This is a genomic window from Bacteroidota bacterium, from assembly GCA_016699695.1.
GTDB lineage: Bacteria > Bacteroidota > Bacteroidia > Bacteroidales > UBA10428 > UBA10428.
This window is the reverse complement of sequence record CP065006.1, coordinates 2,556,590-2,571,633: the sequence shown is the minus strand read 5'-3', so window position 1 is coordinate 2,571,633 and position 15,044 is coordinate 2,556,590. Positions and strand designations below refer to the sequence as shown.

At 41.9% G+C, this 15,044-nt stretch carries 16 protein-coding genes; 6 read left to right on the top strand and 10 right to left on the bottom strand.

Annotation, left to right across the window (positions count from 1 at the left end; genetic code table 11):
- Positions 1-59: 59 nt before the first annotated feature.
- From IPM71_10860 to IPM71_10845, 4 genes are read right to left on the bottom strand one after another with little or no spacing between them, the layout of a single operon-like run.
- On the bottom strand, positions 60-533 hold the full coding sequence (locus IPM71_10860; GenBank protein QQS50093.1) for a periplasmic heavy metal sensor: 474 nt from the start codon (positions 531-533) through the stop codon (positions 60-62).
- Positions 534-560: 27 nt separating this feature from the next.
- Positions 561-1,088 carry a periplasmic heavy metal sensor gene (locus IPM71_10855; protein ID QQS50092.1) on the bottom strand — a complete coding sequence of 176 codons (528 nt, stop codon included), beginning with the start codon at positions 1,086-1,088 and terminating at the stop codon, positions 561-563.
- A 12-nt stretch (positions 1,089-1,100) separates the two neighbouring features.
- Positions 1,101-1,514, bottom strand: coding sequence for a hypothetical protein (locus IPM71_10850; protein ID QQS50091.1), 414 nt, complete (start codon positions 1,512-1,514; stop codon positions 1,101-1,103).
- 46 nt (positions 1,515-1,560) lie between these two features.
- Positions 1,561-2,103: an RNA polymerase sigma factor gene (locus IPM71_10845; GenBank protein ID QQS50090.1), complete on the bottom strand. Its 543-nt coding sequence runs from the start codon at positions 2,101-2,103 to the stop codon at positions 1,561-1,563.
- A gap of 141 nt (positions 2,104-2,244) precedes the next feature.
- On the opposite strand from IPM71_10845, the gene era reads away from it, so the two are divergent.
- The 4 genes from era (at position 2,245) to IPM71_10825 (ending at position 5,661) form a co-directional block, all read left to right on the top strand.
- Positions 2,245-3,132: a GTPase Era gene (gene era, locus IPM71_10840; protein ID QQS52822.1), complete on the top strand. Its 888-nt coding sequence runs from the start codon at positions 2,245-2,247 to the stop codon at positions 3,130-3,132.
- A gap of 224 nt (positions 3,133-3,356) precedes the next feature.
- Positions 3,357-3,662 carry a Dabb family protein gene (locus IPM71_10835; GenBank protein ID QQS50089.1) on the top strand — a complete coding sequence of 102 codons (306 nt, stop codon included), beginning with the start codon at positions 3,357-3,359 and terminating at the stop codon, positions 3,660-3,662.
- Between the two features lie 113 nt (positions 3,663-3,775).
- Positions 3,776-5,080, top strand: a complete 1,305-nt coding sequence (der, locus tag IPM71_10830; protein ID QQS50088.1) for a ribosome biogenesis GTPase Der — start codon at positions 3,776-3,778, stop codon at positions 5,078-5,080.
- A 41-nt stretch (positions 5,081-5,121) separates the two neighbouring features.
- The gene (locus IPM71_10825; protein QQS50087.1) at positions 5,122-5,661 is read left to right on the top strand and encodes a hypothetical protein; all 540 of its coding nucleotides are present in this window, start codon (positions 5,122-5,124) and stop codon (positions 5,659-5,661) included.
- 17 nt (positions 5,662-5,678) lie between these two features.
- Here IPM71_10825 and dnaB read toward each other — a convergent pair whose 3' ends face one another.
- Positions 5,679-7,226 (bottom strand): replicative DNA helicase, encoded by a 1,548-nt coding sequence (gene dnaB / locus IPM71_10820; protein ID QQS50086.1) that lies wholly within the window; start codon positions 7,224-7,226, stop codon positions 5,679-5,681.
- A 240-nt stretch (positions 7,227-7,466) separates the two neighbouring features.
- On the bottom strand, positions 7,467-8,510 hold the full coding sequence (locus IPM71_10815; protein QQS50085.1) for a nucleoid-associated protein: 1,044 nt from the start codon (positions 8,508-8,510) through the stop codon (positions 7,467-7,469).
- Between the two features lie 103 nt (positions 8,511-8,613).
- On the opposite strand from IPM71_10815, the gene IPM71_10810 reads away from it, so the two are divergent.
- Complete coding sequence (locus IPM71_10810; protein QQS52821.1) at positions 8,614-9,435, top strand: 4-(cytidine 5'-diphospho)-2-C-methyl-D-erythritol kinase; 822 nt, start codon at positions 8,614-8,616, stop codon at positions 9,433-9,435.
- 53 nt (positions 9,436-9,488) lie between these two features.
- Here the strand turns inward: IPM71_10810 and IPM71_10805 are convergent, their stop codons facing one another.
- The 4 genes from IPM71_10805 to tgt form a co-directional block, all read right to left on the bottom strand.
- On the bottom strand, positions 9,489-9,839 hold the full coding sequence (locus tag IPM71_10805) for an acetyl-CoA carboxylase biotin carboxyl carrier protein subunit (protein ID QQS52820.1): 351 nt from the start codon (positions 9,837-9,839) through the stop codon (positions 9,489-9,491).
- A gap of 41 nt (positions 9,840-9,880) precedes the next feature.
- Positions 9,881-11,425 (bottom strand): acyl-CoA carboxylase subunit beta, encoded by a 1,545-nt coding sequence (locus tag IPM71_10800; GenBank protein QQS50084.1) that lies wholly within the window; start codon positions 11,423-11,425, stop codon positions 9,881-9,883.
- 337 nt (positions 11,426-11,762) lie between these two features.
- Positions 11,763-12,875 carry an LptF/LptG family permease gene (locus tag IPM71_10795; protein ID QQS50083.1) on the bottom strand — a complete coding sequence of 371 codons (1,113 nt, stop codon included), beginning with the start codon at positions 12,873-12,875 and terminating at the stop codon, positions 11,763-11,765.
- A gap of 2 nt (positions 12,876-12,877) precedes the next feature.
- On the bottom strand, positions 12,878-14,008 hold the full coding sequence (tgt, locus tag IPM71_10790) for a tRNA guanosine(34) transglycosylase Tgt (protein ID QQS50082.1): 1,131 nt from the start codon (positions 14,006-14,008) through the stop codon (positions 12,878-12,880).
- A gap of 272 nt (positions 14,009-14,280) precedes the next feature.
- On the opposite strand from tgt, the gene IPM71_10785 reads away from it, so the two are divergent.
- A complete protein-coding gene (locus IPM71_10785) occupies positions 14,281-14,811 on the top strand; it encodes a cupin domain-containing protein (protein QQS50081.1) in 531 nt (176 codons plus the stop codon).
- Positions 14,812-15,044 lie beyond the last annotated feature (233 nt).

Genomic DNA, 15,044 nt, shown 5'->3' with positions numbered 1-15,044 from the left:
CTTGCTTGCAAGAATAAAAATTTTCAAAAAAAAACCGGGCTCACCACCCGGTTTTTTTCTTATTGATTGTGATACTTCTGACAGCCCCGTGGACCCATCGGCCCTTGTTCCTTGTTACATCTCTTTTGGGAATCAAAATAAACCCTTTGCTCCTCGGTTAACAACTGGCGCACAGCCTGTTGATGCCTACTCATTTCCTTGGCCTGTAAAGCCTTCTCTTTATAAAGCGCATCGATTTTTGTTTCAATGGCATTCTGGTCAGGTTTTTCAGCAATTTCCAGAGTCTCTAATTCAGCCCGGAGAAGATGAATCTTCGCATTCAGTTCATTCATGGCTTTTAGATGCTTTGTCCTTAATTGTTCGATGGCAGCTTCCTGATCAGAGGTTAGATTGGGAATCATCTTCTGGCAGGCTGGTACTTTTTGTGGATCCTGATCACTTTGTTTCGCTGGTTGCGAGAATGCGAGGGATCCGGTGATAGCAAGCACCATAAGAACCAGTGGTAAACGATTTTTCAAAAAAACTTTCTTCATATTATTCTATTTTAATAATTAAACTTCTTATCTATTATTTTTTTGATTGCCTGCGCTTTCGGAAAAAGTATGCTTATAACGATGCTGCATGTGCATGCGTCCAAGGCTGTCGAGTTTCTTAGCCTGCTCATCGCTGCAAACCGAGCGTATGTTTCGGTAATGGATGTACTCATTGCGTATTCTGGCCGACTCCATTTCTCCAATCTGGTTCGACAAATTAGCTAGTTTGGCTGTGTCGGGATTGGCTTGTGCCAATTCATCGAAATACTGCCGTCGTAGATTATGCATTCGCTCCCTGTCAGATTTTTTATCCTGATGAAACTCCTGGCTCATTTGCCTGATTTTTTGGCTTTGCTCTTCGTTTAAGCCAAGTTCTTTTTGCAAATGGGCCTCAAAATCTTCAGGCCCGCCAGGGTGCATTCTTTTAATCACTTCTTTCCTAATAACCTTCCTTTCAGGCTGATTTCGGATGTTTCGGATTAGCAGAGTAGCCATCAGGGCGATATTCACTGCCAGTAAAAATAAAATCAGGTAACGTAGCCAAAGTGCTTTCATTCTATGTAATTTTTAGTCAAACATGGTATATTCAGTATTCTCCGACAAGAGTGTAAATTCATTGTTCCAGGGATCATTTTCTGCATTGCTGCCTCTTAACAACAACTGTGTGGCTACCAGCCCGGCAAGCAATCCAAGTGCTATAACCAGAATGGCAGCAATGCGTCTTGAAACCGCCAACCACCTTAAATTCTCAGTTGGCATTGCAGGATAATTCAGCAATTGGTCCACAATAAGCTTGCTTTTATGTTCCGACAATTCTTCGCTCCGTTGAAGGTTTAGTTGTTTTACCATTTGCTGCACAAAAAGTAATCTGGAAGCACATTGCCGGCAATTGTCCAAATGGGGCACAAACTCCTTACCTGGGTTCAGTATTGTCTGATCAGAGGCTGTTTGAAGCCATATTTTAAAATCGTTGCAATTCATAGTGAGTTTTCTTGATATAAGACACCGGTTAAGATTAATACTTGCGCTAAGAAAGGTATTCGTCGGTCTGTTGGATCAGAATCTGCCGCAAATTCTTCCTGGCCCTGAAAAGCAAAGATTCCACTGAAGATATTGAGATACCTGCTGTTTCGGCAATTTCGGCATAACTCATGTCAAGTGATTGACTCAGAATAAACACCATTTTCTGGCGTTCTGGAAGTTTCTGTATAGCCTTACGGAGCGACTTGTTAATTTGTAACCTCGAAATCTCCTGTTCTTCCGAAATCAGGCTATCAGCTTCGGACAAGTCGGTTTGAAAAAGTCTTTTCTTATGATCGCGAAGAAAATTTAAAGAAAGGTTAATGGCAATACGACAAATCCACGACGACAATTTCGATTGCCCTTTAAACTGACCAATGTTCTGCATTACTTTAATAAAAACCTCCTGGGTAAGATCCTCGGCATCGGCCCTGTCCTGCACATAGCCAAGACAAATACGGTAAACCTTGTGGCGATGGTCGTTAAACAATGATTCTAACGCGGTTTTATCGCCATTTAAAATATTTTCTACAAGCAAACGGTCGTCCATTAATGGATTTTTGGAAGAGTGAAATTAATGCATGAACTCCCTTTAGACACAAAAAATACCACTTTCCTGCGAAAGTCCATCATAATTTGAGGTGGGTTGAATATCTTCGTAGAAATATTGTTGCAGCAAGGAAAATCCATGATGGAAGAAAAACACAAATCGGGCTTTGTCAATATCATAGGCAACCCCAACGTAGGCAAATCAACGCTGATGAATGCCCTGGTAGGCGAACGCCTTTCGATTATTACTTCCAAGGCGCAAACGACCCGACACCGAATCATGGGCATAGTCAACGGCGACGATTTTCAGATTGTATATTCCGATACGCCAGGCATTCTGGATCCAAAATACAAAATGCAGGAATCCATGCTCAAATTTGTCCATACTGCCTTTGCCGATGCTGATATCATTTTGTATGTTACCGATGTGACAGAAAAAATTGATCCGGAAGGAAAATACATTCAAAAACTGGCCAATACTTCCATCCCGGTTTTACTGTTAATCAACAAAATTGACCTTAGCAACCAGGATATGCTGGAAAAGCTGGTAGAAGAATGGAGAGGTATCTTGCCAAAAGCAGAAATATATCCGATATCTGCCCTTGAGAAATTTAATTTGGGCCCTCTCTTCGACCGTGTACTTGCAATATTACCCTTTGCCCCTGCCTATTACCCCAAAGATTCTCTCACCGACAAGAAAGAACGCTTTTTTGTTGAGGAAATCATACGCGAAAAAATTCTTCTGAACTACCAAAAGGAGATTCCCTATTCCGTTGAAGTATTGGTAGAATCATTTAAAGAGGAAGAAGAGATTATCCGCATTAGCACCACCATCTTTGTAGCCCGCGATTCGCAAAAAGGAATCATTATCGGCCACAAGGGAAATATGCTTAAGAAAGTGGGCACCGAAGCACGAAAAGATATCGAAGGCTTTTTCGAAAAAAAGGTATTCCTCGAAATGCATGTAAAAGTGAAAAAAGACTGGCGCGATGATAAAAAAGTGCTTCGCGAATTTGGTTACGAAAGTTAAAACATAATTCTAAAATTAATAGTTTCTATTATGCCAGTTACATCCTTATTTTAAATTTTGCCCACGCTCACCCCTCTTTCCCCTAAAGGGGATGAGCCACGCGCTAAGCATAATGTGAGAGTTGGTATAAAAGGAACAAATGCTTGATATTATAATTAATACAAACTAATATTTAATTTCCCAGCACGATAACGAACATTCATTAATTCTAAATACCCATTGCAATGATACGACACCTGGTAATGTGGAAACTTGACGAAAGTTATACGGAGTTTGAAAAACACAGCTTCATTCAGGATTTTTCATCCAGACTTCTGGCCCTGAAAGTAAAAATTCCGCAAATAAAATCCATCTCGGTGCATGTAAACAGCAAGCTTGCTCCCGAAACAAACTGCGATTTGCTTCTCGACAGCAGCTTTAACTCCATCGACGATTTAAAAACTTATTCCAATCATCCTGAGCATCTGGCAGTGGTAGAGTTTTCGAAGCCAGTAAAAAAGCAACGCAGCTGCATCGATTACGAGTTTTAAATACCAAAATACAGTAGTCTTAACACCCGTGTGGTTCATCTCATTTTCAGCAAAATGCAAAAGCTGCCTGATGCTTTGCGTAAGTTTTATACCTTTGCATCAAAATAATTTAAGTGGGAAACATAGTAGCTATAGTAGGAAGGCCCAATGTTGGAAAATCGACACTGTTCAACAGGCTTACAGAATCACGTGATGCCATTGTGGATGAGATGTCCGGGGTTACCCGCGACAGGCATTACGGCAAGGTAACCTGGAACGGGCAGGAATTTTCAGTGATCGATACAGGAGGATATGTAACCAATTCGGACGATATATTCGAAGAAGAAATACGCAAGCAGGTGATGCTTGCCATTGACGAAGCCGACAGCATCTTGTTTATGGTGGATGTTGTAACCGGTATCACAGACCTCGACACAGAGGTAATTGACATTCTTCGGAAAATAAAAAAACCTGTATTACTGGTTGTCAATAAGGTGGACAATACCGACCGACATTACCTCGCACAGGAATTTTATGGCCTTGGCCTGAAAGAAATCTATTGTGTATCGTCCATTAACGGTAGCGGTACAGGCGATTTGCTCGATGCCTTGCTGAAAACCTTCACCAAACAAAGCGAAGAGCCCCCGGAGGAATTACCAAAATATGCCATTATTGGAAGGCCTAACGTAGGGAAATCGTCGTTGCTCAATGCCCTTTTTGGCGAGGAGCGCCACATTGTTACACCCATTTCCGGTACTACCCGCGACTCGATATTTACCCGTTACGATAAGTTTCAGCATCATTTCTACCTGGTCGATACTGCAGGGATACGTAAAAAAGGAAAAGTACACGAGGACATCGAATTTTATTCGGTCATGCGCTCCATTCGTGCCATTGAGGCATCGGATGTATGTTTGCTGATGATCGATGCCACCCAGGGCATGGAATCGCAGGATTTGAATATTCTGGAACTGGTAAAGAAAAACAACAAAGGCATTGTGCTGCTGGTAAACAAATGGGATTTGTTGGAGAAAGACACCCATTCGGTAAAGGAATATACCCAGCAATTGCATAACAAAATGGCCCCATTTACCGATATACCCATCATTTTTACCTCGGCCATTACCAAACAACGTGTAATAAAAGTGCTTGAAACAGCAGTTGAAGTATATAACAACCGCACCCAGCGAATTGCAACCTCTGTATTAAACAATTACATGCTCGATGTAATTGACCAGAATCCACCACCAGCAGTAAAAGGCAAATTGGTAAAGATTAAATATGTTTCGCAGTTACCCATTTACACGCCGGCATTTGCATTTTTTTGCAACCTGCCCCAATATGTAAAAGAACCCTATATGCGCTACCTCGAAAATAAATTGCGCGAGAAGTTTAATTTTTCGGGCGTTCCCATTCGCATTTTTATAAGGAAGAAGTAAGTTTACCTTTTCAGCGAATTGATCCTATGAAGCAGGTAAAAGTGAATAGCAAATTTTCCATACTGGCTATGCTGATTCTCTCCATGAGTGCTTGCGTGGAGTTTGAACCTGTTTCGCTGGTACCGGCAATAACATACAAAAGCTTTGCCGTTGAAAATGGGTTCGATTCCCTGCAAAACGAAGTAAGTTTTGCCAGGCTTGAATTTGAGTTTATCGATGGCGATGCCGATTTTGGTGTTTACCTCGAAGACCTCAATAATCCCAACCTTCCTGACAGTCTCCGCTTTAACTTTATCATCGAAGTGTATGATAAAATCGAGGGAATATATGTGCCTAAGACTTTTTTTAATACCATCGAAAACCGGATAGATACTCTGGTCTTGCAACAAGGCATTACCTATGATCCCAAACTCGATCGGGTTGGACAAAATAAAACAGTAAAGGGAATCATAAAATCGAATATCCAGATTTCTAACACACGCTATTTACTCGATACTTTCAGGTTGCAATTTTACATACGCGACCGTGCCCTACACCGCAGCAACACCGAAATAACCCCCGATTACTTCATCGAACAATAAAATTCTTTTCTTCTGAATTAGAAGGGAACCTCATCAGCAAATGAGGTATTCTGAATCAGGTCATCGTTGCCGGGTGTGGAAAGAGTATGGTTTAAATCAGGTTTTGGTTCGTTCATCTTCGACCGGAATGTTTGCACCATTGGCTCCGGGCTACCCTGGTCGCCTAAAGCAGTAATAAAGGGATCTTCAAGTTCGGTGAATTTGGTGAATTCGGCCACAAACCTAAGTCTGATATCGCCCACAGAACCAGCACGGTGCTTGGCCAGAATAATTTCAGCAATACCTCTAAGCGACATTTGATTTTCATCTTCAGTAAAACCGTAATATTCAGGACGATGGATAAAGGATACAATGTCGGCATCCTGTTCAATGGCTCCCGATTCGCGCAAATCAGACAGTTGAGGCCGTTTATCAGGTCTCGATTCCACCGAACGGTTAAGCTGCGACAAACAAATAATGGGAATATCGAGCTCTTTGGCAATACTTTTGAGCGCACGTGAAATGCTGCTTACCTCCTGCTCGCGATTGCCTCTCATATCAGGCGGGCCAGTCATTAGCTGCAGGTAATCGATTATTACAATATCGATATTATGCTGGCGTTTCAAGCGACGACATTTGGCGCGTAATTCAAATATTGAGATAGCAGGAGTATCGTCGATAAAAATATTCGCTTCTTCCAAACGGCGGGCACGGTATTCGAGCTTTTGCCATTCGTCATCGCTTAACTGACCCGTACGTATTTTTGTCGATTGCAACTCGGCTTCAGAAGAAATAAGCCGGTTTACCAATTCTATCGATGACATTTCGAGGCTGAACACCGCCACCGACTTTTTATGGTCGACTGCCATGTTACGCGCCATGCTGAGCACAAAAGCAGTTTTACCCATGGCAGGGCGGGCAGCAAGAATAATGAGGTTAGCAGGTTGCCAGCCATTGGTAATGCGGTCGAGTGCCGTATAGCCCGAAGGCACTCCTACCAGACCACCTTCCTGTTTCGAAGCATTCTCGATCCGGCCAATGGCTTCCTTTACCAGCACATTCAACTTCGAGGCTTCTTTTTTGATATTGCCTTGTGCTACATTAAACAACTCACCTTCGCTATAATCGAGCAAATCGTTTACATCCACGCTCTCGTCGAATGATCTGTTTTGTATTTCAGTAGAAACCCTTATAAGTTCGCGCTGAATAAATTTCTGTTGCACTATTCGGGCATGAAACTCGATGTGTGCTGCCGAAGCTATGTTGCGGGTAAGTTGCGTGAGATAGGCAGGGCCTCCCACTTCTTCGAGGGTTTTATTCTTGCGCAGCTGATCGGTAACTGTAAGCAAGTCGATGGCCCTGTTATTCGAAAATAAATCGATAACAGCCTGAAATATTTTCACATGCTCTTCTCTGTAAAAGCTGGCAGGTTTTAAAATATCTATTACTTCAATTACGGCATCCTTTTCCAGCATTAACCCACCGAGAATAGCCTCCTCAAACTCTACTGACTGAGGTGGCAATTTGCCCAGTTCGAGCGAAAGAGGTGAGCTTGCAACCATCAGATTTGGACGTTTTTGTGCCATGGTGTTATAATTAAACGCTGGTTATTGGGTTATCAGACTTAAAGACCTACGGCATTGTTTATCAATGCATTAAAAGTGCATAGTTTCTCTTTACTCCGGATTCCAAATGTACTATAGTACAGGCTTAATTTGCCAAATATGCCAAATATTGTTATACACACCCAAAAAGGCTGGTTGTTCAAAAAATGTTGAAAAGATTTTTTTTAAGAATGATTCCCTCTTTGCATCACAGACCAGGGGCTAACTTTCCTGTTCGAAATAAAGCCTGTAAAAATGAAGATCCCTGGTGCTATCGTAACCTCGCTCGATACGTTCGCGGTTGCCGTGCACATACACATGAAAATTCTTATCGAGCTTAATCACACTTTTAAAAAACCGGGCCTGTTTCTTCACCGCACTGCCGGAGATATCAAATTCTTCTTCTAATTGCAGGTCATTTTTTACTTCGAAATCGCTCTTGTAATTTTCGAAAGCTTCAACCACTTCGGGTTGCTGCAACACCTCTTGTGTAAAATCGCTGAGATTGAAAGTATCTTTTTCTTTAAAATACCGTGCCGACCTGGCCAGAATTTCTGATTTATCGAGCATAGACACTTCAAAATCCTTCGAAAGCTGGCCGTCGACAAAATCTTTGCACAATTCGAGTGTGTTATGGGTCTGATAGTAGTTGTTCTGCCTTTGGCTTATCCCCAGAAAATCATCTACCCAATAGCGTGCTTCGGCCTGTTTACTGAGGTTGTCGACTTGCACCAGCAAGTAGCCATCTTCCTTTTCGACATTAAAAACAATACATCCTTTGTCGAGCTTCTTCAGGTTAATACCTTCTTCGCTATTCAATTCAAAACCTCCGGCTTTAGGATGAATTTTGAGGTATGTTTCTTTTGATTCTGATTTAAAAATTCCAATCGCATCGGTACTTTCTCCATCGATAATGCAGTTGTGCATATAAGCCAGATAGAGTTCGCCGCTTTTTATTTTAGGATGATTGGAACTATGAAAAAGATGTTGGGCAATGTAGACCGATTTTTCATACAAGCATTCGGGATCAGAAAAAATCGCACGCACATGCTGATACATCTGATGTATGTCCAAACCGGAAGGATGAAAAAACTGGTAGTACTCTTCGTTCTGAAAAGGCGAGAAAAAATATTTCAATAACAACTGGCTCACAACCGGATCAGCTTTAACAGGTTGTCTCGAGAGTACAACCTCCTCGCCAGAGGCGGGACTTCCTGTTTTGTGTACTATCAGCGAAGCAATACGGGCCATTTCAGCACTTATCATAGTCTGTTGTTTGGTATACAAATATAAACGAACCACCCTAAGTGCATGAAAAAGCATGCACATTTTCATCGAAATCTTTTTACTTTTGAGCAAAATCAGCCTCATGGTAGTCTATCCGAATGCAAAGATCAATATCGGGCTACACATCACCAGAAAAAGAACCGATGGATTTCATCAGATCGAATCGTGCTTTGCACCCATTGCATTATACGACATACTCGAAATAGTTGAATCGGATAAAGACCCGACCTTTTGCAGTTCTGGCATGTTAATTCCGGGAAGCGAAGACGATAACATTTGCCTGAAAGCCTGGAGAATTATGCATCAGCATTACCAAATACCACCGGTAAATATGCACCTGCATAAGCAAATACCCATTGGAGCCGGATTAGGCGGCGGATCGGCTGATGCAGCTTTCGCACTTAAAGCATTTTCCTCTCTATTCAAGTTAAACCTAAGCAATAAGCAATTAACTGGTCTGGCAGCTCAACTGGGGAGCGATTGCGCCTTTTTTATAGGGAATACAACTTCCATGGCCACCGGGAGAGGAGAAATATTAGAAGAATATCCCCTTTCGCTTTCAAAGTATATGTTGGTTCTAATCAATCCGTCAATCCATATTGGCACCGCCGAAGCCTATGCGGGAATCGAACCAAAAGTACCGGAAGTAAGCCTGCACAATCTTTTAAAACAGCCAATCTCGAAATGGAAAAACATGATAAAAAACGATTTTGAGAAAAGTATATTTCAAAAGTATCCGCTTATAAACGAAGTTAAAAATCAACTCTACAACCATGGGGCAGTGTATGCTTCCATGTCTGGCAGTGGATCGACCGTTTATGGATTCTTTGAAAACCCTGTTCCTGTGGAGATTGAGAAGAACTTTGCTGGTATGTTTTGCTTTTCCTGCCCCATTATTGAATAAAAAAACCGCACCTGAAATTCAGATGCGGTATCTTACAGAGAGTAATATCCTACCTATTCATATTCCATCATCAGAAAGCCTTTGGGAATTCTGTCGCCCACTTTCACATGAATCTTCGCAATTTTACAATCGTGTAGGGCAAAGATGGTATTTTCCATTTTCATGGCTTCGAGCATGAGCAGAGGTTGATTCCTTTTAACTTTTTCCCCTTCCTTCACAAAGAGTTTCAAGATAGTGCCTGGTATAAACGACAGCTCGTGCTTTTCGTTTACCTTTTGCCAGGGCTTGCGATTGAGATACTTTTTAGTAAGCAGTGTTTTATATACTGCACTGTGTACTACTATTGTTTTGTATTCCTCTTCGCTTGCAGAGTTTATTGGTGTTACTTCCTTTTCTGTCACCATTTCATCCTTTAATTCTGATTTTTTTATCATAGTTGCATCGATTAAAAGGGTGGAACACCATGCTTTTTATTTGGAACACTAACCGATTTGTTTTTCGATACCTCGATGGCATGTATAAGCAACTTGCGTGTCTCGGATGGCTCTATTACAGTATCCACATAACCTTTTGCTGCTGCCACATAGGGATTGGCGAACTTCTCCTTGTATTCCTTTACTTTTTGCTTGCGCATTTCTTCAGGATCGTCGGCTCCCATAATTTCTTTCCGGAAAATAATATTTGCGGCTCCTTCGGGGCCCATCACCGCAATTTCGGCACCGGGCCATGCAAACACAAAATCGCTGCGCAGGTGACGAGAGCCCATGGCAATGTAACCCCCTCCATAGGCTTTACGGATAATTACCGTGATTTTCGCAACCGTAGCTTCGCTGTAGGCATAAAGAATTTTTGCGCCATGGCGGATTACACCGGCATGTTCCTGGTCGATACCTGGGAGATAACCCGGAAGGTCGACCAGCGTAATGATGGGTATATTAAACGCATCGCAATAGCGAATAAAGCGAGCGGCTTTATCGGAGGAATCGACATCGAGCACACCGGCCAGAACAAGTGGCTGGTTACAAACAAAGCCGCATGTTTCGCCGTTCACCCTTCCGAATCCAATTACCATGTTGCGGGCCCATAATTCCTGTACCTCGAGAAAGTCGGAATCGTCGACCAATGCCCGCACTACATTACGGATATCGTAGGGTAATTTGGCATTACCTGGCACAATTTTTTCGATATTGAACTCCTTTTTGGGCGGCTTAGCAGCCTTCACAGGTGCTTTCAGGTTGTTGTTCCAAGGGATAAATGAAAGAAGTTTCGAAATTTGATCGAAACATTCCTGCTCGCTATTGGCAAAAAAATGGGCATTGCCGGTAATTTCGCTGTGCACACGGGCACCGCCAAGGTCTTCCATCGAAATCTCTTCTCCGAGTACAGTTTTTATTACCTCCGGACCTGTAATAAACATTTTCGATATTTTATCGACCACGAATACAAAGTCGGTAAGGGCCGGAGAATAAACAGCACCACCGGCGCATGGTCCGAGAATAACACTAATTTGAGGGATTACTCCGGAGGCCAGTGTATTGCGGAAAAAGATTTCGCCATATCCGGCCAGGGAATTCACTCCCTCCTGAATACGTGCTCCACCCGAATCGTTAATTCCAATCAGTGGCATACGCATTTTTAGGGCATGATCCATAATTTTGGTAATCTTGCGGGCATGCATCAAACCTAAAGAACCCCCGGCAACGGTAAAGTCCTGTGCGAAAATTCCAATGGGTTCCTCATTAATGGTGCCGGTTCCTACTACCACACCATCGCCATGCAAAATTTGTTTTTCCATGTTGAAGTCGCGGGCTTCGTGCTCAACGAACAAATCGTATTCGTGAAAAGACTCTTTGTCGAGCAAAGCCAGGATACGCTCACGGGCAGTAAGCTTACCCATCGACAATTGCTTCTCGATGGCTTTTTCGCCTCCGCCCATCTTCACTTGCTCCCGCTTTTCCTTAAGCTCCTGGATTTTTTGTTTCAGTGGCATAATTTTTCAATTATTAAATAGTTAATCTTTGTTAGGGTCAAAATTCGGAGTACAACGTTAGTGAAATGATTGATGAAATGGAAATATTTTTAAATGAATAGCCTCTATTATACCGGTTACATCCTTATTATAAATTTTGCCCACGCTCACCCCTCTTTCCCCTAAAGGGGATGAGCCACGCGCGAAGCATAATGTGAGAGTTGGTAAAAAAGGAACAAATGCTTGATATTATGATTAATACAAACCAATATTTAATTTCCTGGCACGATAACGAACATTCATTATTTTTATTTGCAATCATCCAGCCCCCAATTTCAAATAGATTGAAAGCTAGTGTTTATTTCGGTGCCGAGCGGTAAAGAAACAGGGCCAATCCGCTAAACAAGACATTGGGAATCCATACAGCCACAAGGGGTGGAAACATTCCACTTATAGCAAATTGAGAACTGAATTTCTGGAATACAAGGTACGAAACGCTCATAAGCAAACCAAGTGCGATATGCATGCCAATGCCTCCCCTTACCTTTCGCGATGAAACTGACACGCCAATAAGAGTAAGTATAAATGTTGAAAAGGGATCGGCAAAGCGACGGTATTTCTCGATGTACAAAGCCGAAATTTGTGTGGCACCCTGCAATACCTGGTTATCGATAAAATCATTAAGTTCTCTTTTATCCATAGCTTCAATGGAATTTTGCCTTCGCTTAAACTCGGCCGTGGTCATATTGAGGGTAGTATCGATACTTGTGCCGGTGGTAATTATCTGCTTGCCATCGATATAATCACGAATCATATAGTTACGCAGTATCCACTTATTCTTCACCGAATCCCAACGAATATCCTGTGCAATGAGTTTCGATTTCAGCTCTCCCTCTTCGAAATGCTCGATGGAAAATTTCCGGCCATAATCGTTCACAGTGCTATAACTTTCGAGAAATACGAATATTCCGGGTTCAATTTGCTTATGCACATTGCGATCGGCAAAACCAGCCACCGAACCATGGTAGTATTTATCTTCAAATGCAAAGCGTTCCTCATTCGAATGCGGAATTACATGGTTGTTAATGTAAATATTCAGCACAACTATTACAAAGGCAGCAATAAAATAGGGCACCAGAATACGTCCAAAACTCACACCACTGCTTAGAATGGCAATAAATTCTGTATTGTAGGCAAGTTTTGAAGTGAAAAAGATTACCGAAATAAAAGTAAACAGCGGGGCAATAAGGGCTGCGAAATAAGGTATAAAATTAAGGAAGTAATCGAAAACGATGGCTTTCACTGGAGCGCTGTGCTCCATAAATTCATCGAGTTTTTCCGAAAGGTCGAAAATAATGGTAATGAACATCAACAGGGTAATTGCAAAAAAGAAAGTACCCAAAAATTTCTTGATGATGTATAAATCAAGTACCTGAAACCCCGGTAAACGATTCAGAAATTGCCAGTTCATACTTAAAGTCGTTGAGAAAGTTTACTCACCATTTGAGCTTTCCAGCTGGCAAAGGACCCATCGATAATTTTTTCCCTTGCTTGTTTCATGAGGCTAAGATAAAAACTTAAATTATGAATGCTGGCTATCTGGGCACCTAAAATCTCTTTCGACACGATTAGATGCCGCAGGTAGGCTTTGGAATAAACCTGATCGACAAAACATTCGCCCTGGCTATCGAGTAGACTAAGGTCGGCTTCCCATTTTTTATTTTTGATATTGATTATTCCCTCACTGGTAAAAAGCATCCCATTACGGCCATTACGGGTAGGCATCACACAATCGAACATATCCACTCCCATGGCAATGCCCTCGAGCAGGTTGACAGGAGTTCCAACGCCCATCAGGTAGCGTGGTTTGTCTGCAGGCAAAATTTGGGTTACCTCATCGAGCATGGCATACATGTCTTCGATGGGTTCGCCTACCGACAAGCCACCAATGGCATTTCCGGGCATATTGAAAGAGGCAATCTTTTCAGCGGAAATTTTTCGCAAATCGGAGTAAACACTGCCCTGTACAATAGGAAAGTAAACCTGTTCGTATCCGTAAAGCGGACTTGTTTTTAGGAAGTGTTCCACCCCTCTTTCCAACCACCGATGGGTAAGTTCCATCGATTTGCGGGCCTCAGCGTATTCACACGGATAAGGGGTACATTCGTCGAAAGCCATTACAATATCGGCGCCAATGGCACGCTGAATTTCCACAATATTTTCCGGGGTAAACAAATGCCGCGACCCATCGATATGCGACTGAAAATGGGCTCCGTCTTCTTTTAATTTGCGGTTATCGGCCAAAGAAAAAACCTGGTAACCTCCACTATCGGTTAATATTGGCTTCTCCCAATTCATAAACCTGTGCAGGCCTCCGGCTTTTTGAATTACCTCCAAGCCCGGGCGCAGATACAAATGGTAAGTATTTCCCAGAATAATTTGTGCCTTGATATCCTGATCCAGTTCGCGTTGATGAACACCCTTAACAGTACCACCAGTACCTACCGGCATAAAAATGGGAGTTTCAATAGTTCCATGGCCGGTTGAAAGCACACCGGCCCGGGCCCTGGAGCGAATATCGGTCGATTCTATTTTAAAAAACATAGGCTGGCATATCTGTTTCTATTGGACCCTTATCGGGGCACAAATATAAACAAGATGCCTGCATGTTCTGATGCCGGATGAGGAAGTTTTTAGAAAACCCATCTCTAGCTGCCATAATCAGAAAAAAAACGGGCAGTGAAGACGACCATAATTATATGTTGACACGCAAAACAAATTTTCAAATAAAACTTCTTTTAACACTATTTTGCGTTAAAATCGATTATTTTTGGTTAAGAATTGCAAATAATTTGATCCTGAAGCGAACAATTAGGATGAAAACACATTGCAGAATAATCACTTCACTCGTGTTGTCCATTCTTGGAACATTTTATGGCTGCACCGAAAACCCTCACGAGCCACCAGGGGTTGTGGAAAACAATAACGAACAATATGTTTTTCACACAGACCATTTAACACGATACGAATTTCCTACACATTTTAACGAACTCATCGTTGATCGTGCCGATTCCAAAAAATCAGAAATTTATAAGGTGCTGGTCGAACCTGGCAAAGCTGTTATTCACCATCAACACGAAGATCTTGAGCAGATATTTTATATACTCGAAGGTCAGGGTTGGTTGTTCATTGGGGAAAATAAAACTGTTTACCTTATAGCGCCAGGCGAAGTAGTGAGGATCCCGCCTCAAACTTTGCATTCAGTAAAAGCCAATGATACCGACTCTCTCAAATACATCTGCATCGATTGTTATATAAAGAATCCTAGTTACTCTAGCTTTGAATTGCAATACAAGGTCAATTGCGAATTAAACCATTGGGAACCAAACATTAGCCATACAAAGTAATATTGCCAAACTTGCTTGGTTTTTATTGTTAGGGTTAAAAAATTTGTTCCTTTGATTTCGTTCTTATTCTCTATGATTTTAATAAAAAAATGATTGCATCTTATTCATCAGTTTAGAAATTACATCAATTTAGTAATCCAACTTCTTTAGCTTGTGGATAATTATGCCCATTAGGGCTTGCAAATGAAATCCCCCCTGGATACCTTTGTTTGAATTGAATTAAAACCACATTT

What these genes read in the sequence shown, in the direction of transcription:
- IPM71_10860 (QQS50093.1), bottom strand. Translation starts at nt 533, where the DNA reads ATGAAGAAAGTTTTTTTGAAAAATCGTTTACCACTGGTTCTTATGGTG.
- IPM71_10855 (QQS50092.1), bottom strand. Translation starts at nt 1,088, where the DNA reads ATGAAAGCACTTTGGCTACGTTACCTGATTTTATTTTTACTGGCAGTG.
- IPM71_10850 (QQS50091.1), bottom strand. Translation starts at nt 1,514, where the DNA reads ATGAATTGCAACGATTTTAAAATATGGCTTCAAACAGCCTCTGATCAG.
- IPM71_10845 (QQS50090.1), bottom strand. Translation starts at nt 2,103, where the DNA reads ATGGACGACCGTTTGCTTGTAGAAAATATTTTAAATGGCGATAAAACC.
- era (QQS52822.1), top strand. Translation starts at nt 2,245, where the DNA reads ATGGAAGAAAAACACAAATCGGGCTTTGTCAATATCATAGGCAACCCC.
- IPM71_10835 (QQS50089.1), top strand. Translation starts at nt 3,357, where the DNA reads ATGATACGACACCTGGTAATGTGGAAACTTGACGAAAGTTATACGGAG.
- dnaB (QQS50086.1), bottom strand. Translation starts at nt 7,226, where the DNA reads ATGGCACAAAAACGTCCAAATCTGATGGTTGCAAGCTCACCTCTTTCG.
- IPM71_10815 (QQS50085.1), bottom strand. Translation starts at nt 8,510, where the DNA reads ATGATAAGTGCTGAAATGGCCCGTATTGCTTCGCTGATAGTACACAAA.
- IPM71_10810 (QQS52821.1), top strand. Translation starts at nt 8,614, where the DNA reads ATGGTAGTCTATCCGAATGCAAAGATCAATATCGGGCTACACATCACC.
- IPM71_10805 (QQS52820.1), bottom strand. Translation starts at nt 9,839, where the DNA reads ATGGTGACAGAAAAGGAAGTAACACCAATAAACTCTGCAAGCGAAGAG.
- IPM71_10800 (QQS50084.1), bottom strand. Translation starts at nt 11,425, where the DNA reads ATGCCACTGAAACAAAAAATCCAGGAGCTTAAGGAAAAGCGGGAGCAA.
- IPM71_10795 (QQS50083.1), bottom strand. Translation starts at nt 12,875, where the DNA reads ATGAACTGGCAATTTCTGAATCGTTTACCGGGGTTTCAGGTACTTGAT.
- tgt (QQS50082.1), bottom strand. Translation starts at nt 14,008, where the DNA reads ATGTTTTTTAAAATAGAATCGACCGATATTCGCTCCAGGGCCCGGGCC.
- IPM71_10785 (QQS50081.1), top strand. Translation starts at nt 14,281, where the DNA reads ATGAAAACACATTGCAGAATAATCACTTCACTCGTGTTGTCCATTCTT.